General features: G+C 58.3%; 1 protein-coding gene. It reads left to right on the top strand.

Features of this window, described 5'->3' with window-relative positions:
• Nucleotides 1-373 precede the first annotated feature (373 nt).
• On the top strand, nucleotides 374-2211 hold a 1838-nt coding region (locus NW848_RS15535), incomplete at its 3' end, for an ExeM/NucH family extracellular endonuclease (RefSeq protein WP_414511357.1).

Genomic DNA, 2211 nt, shown 5'->3' with positions numbered 1-2211 from the left:
CTTTCTCTCCTTCCTCTTGAATACCTGTACCCTATTTTAAATTAAAAGGCTGTAATTTGAACCAAATACCAAATAGAGGATGATTTTCCGAGTTCTTAATAACTGCCTCTTTACCCAAATTCTCTGCTGAGAGTGGTATCAGTAGTTGCGGTAAAAATGGGATCCCCGAAGGAGGAGTGTGCGGATGTGGGTTAGGGCTGCTCTGCGCCGTGCTGCGCAACTGATGGCAGCGTTAATGTTTTGCCTAGTGCTCTCAGTTTCTCCTTTACCCACCCCGACAGCCACGCCCACCGCAACACCGACAGCGACGCCGACTGCAACACCCACGCCGACGCCGACACCTCCTTTAGGAGCCTGTGATCCGAACGCCAACGTGACCCCGATTGGCACTGTCCAAGGCACTGGCTTCGCTTCGCCGCTGGTAGACCAAACTGTTACCGTTTCCGGGATCGTGGTGGGAGACTTTGAGAACGAAGGAGTAGCCAACCAAACCTATCTTCAGGGCTACTACCTGCAGGATGATGGCGACGGCAACCCGGCCACTTCCGATGGCATCTTCGTTTTCAGCGGTACGGCCAACAACGTCAGCCTGGGGGATAGGGTACAGGTGACGGGGAGAGTGGCCGAGTTTCGCCAGCAAACTCAGATCTCCAACGTTACCAACTTCACTATCTGCAGCTCCAACAATCCCCTGCCATCTCCGGTTCAGATCGCTCTGCCGCTAACTCCCGAGCAGCGGGAAGCTCTGGAGGGCATGCTGGTTACCTTCGGCAACCAGCCCCTGTTTGTAACCGACTCTTTCCTGCTGGGACGCCACGGGGAGCTGAGTGTAGCCACAGAGCGGTTGTTCACCCCCACGCAAATTGCGGATCCCAGCCAAGCGGCCGCCCTCCAGGAAGAGAACAACCGCAAACGGATCCGCATCGATGACCGGCTGCTCACCCAAAACCCGGATCCGGTTATCTATCCCACTCCTGGCGGTCTCAGCGCTGCCAACACGGTGCGGGGCGGGGATCGCGTCAGCAACATCGTTGGGATCATGACTCAGTTACGGGGCCGGAACGTCGCTGGCGACGTGGATGCCACCATCGACTACCGCATCCACCCCAACGATCCCAGCAACTTGCCGACGTTTCAGTCCGTCAACCCTCGCCCGCAAACTCCACCCGCGGTAGGCGGATCCCTGAAGGTGGCCAGCTTCAATCTGTTCAACTACTTCAACACCTTCGGCAACATTTGCTTCCCCAACAATTCCGAGTGTCGAGGGGCCAGGAACGCCGCAGAGTTCACCCGCCAGCGGGACAAGATCATCGAGGCGATTCGCCGCATGGACGCCGATATTGTGGGCCTGAACGAGCTGGAAAACGACGGCTATGGCCCGAACAGCTCCATCCAAGATTTGGTGAACGGTCTCAACCAGGTCATGGGGCCGGGAACCTACGCTTTTGTGGATGTAGGGGTAGCCAACCTAGGCGGTGATGCCATTACCAATGGTTTCATCTATAAGCCGGCTACGGTTGAAATTGCGCCTGGCACCAACCCCGCCTTTCTGGATACCGGGGAACTCACCCAAGATCCCTCGCTTCGTCGCCACCGCCCTCCCTTGGCCGTCACCTTCCGGCAGAAGAGCAACAACGCCATCTTCACGGTGGTGGTCAACCACTTGAAGTCGAAGGGATCCCCCTGTGATCCTGTCGACAACGATCCCTTCCAGGGCAATTGCAACGGCAACCGCAGGCGGGCTGCCCAGGAAATCCTGAACTGGTTGTCCACCAACCCCACCGGCTCCACCGATCCGGATGTGCTGATTATCGGGGATCTCAACGCCTACGCCAAGGAAGACCCGATCAAAGTCTTGGAGGAGGGCGGATTTACCAACCTCAACGGCCCCAACAGCTATTCCTTCAGCTTCCAAGGTCAGTGGGGATCCCTGGATCACGCCTTGGCCAACGCCAGCTTGAGGCCGCAAGTGACCGGGTCGGCCAAGTGGCACATCAACGCCGACGAGCCAGTGAGCCTGGACTACACCACGAGCTTCAAGAGCGCCTCACAGCAGAGCCTCTTTTACGCCCCGGATCCCTTCCGTTCTTCCGATCACGACCCGGTGATCGTCGGCTTGAACCTGACGCCGACGCCAACGTCAACCCCGACGCCAACACCCACACCGACCCCAAAGACACCGCAGAGCGCCGCACCCCCGGCGGCCCGATG

The sequence above is a fragment of the Synechococcus sp. RC10A2 genome (genome assembly GCF_047502605.1).
This window is presented reverse-complemented; position numbering and strand designations above follow the sequence as displayed.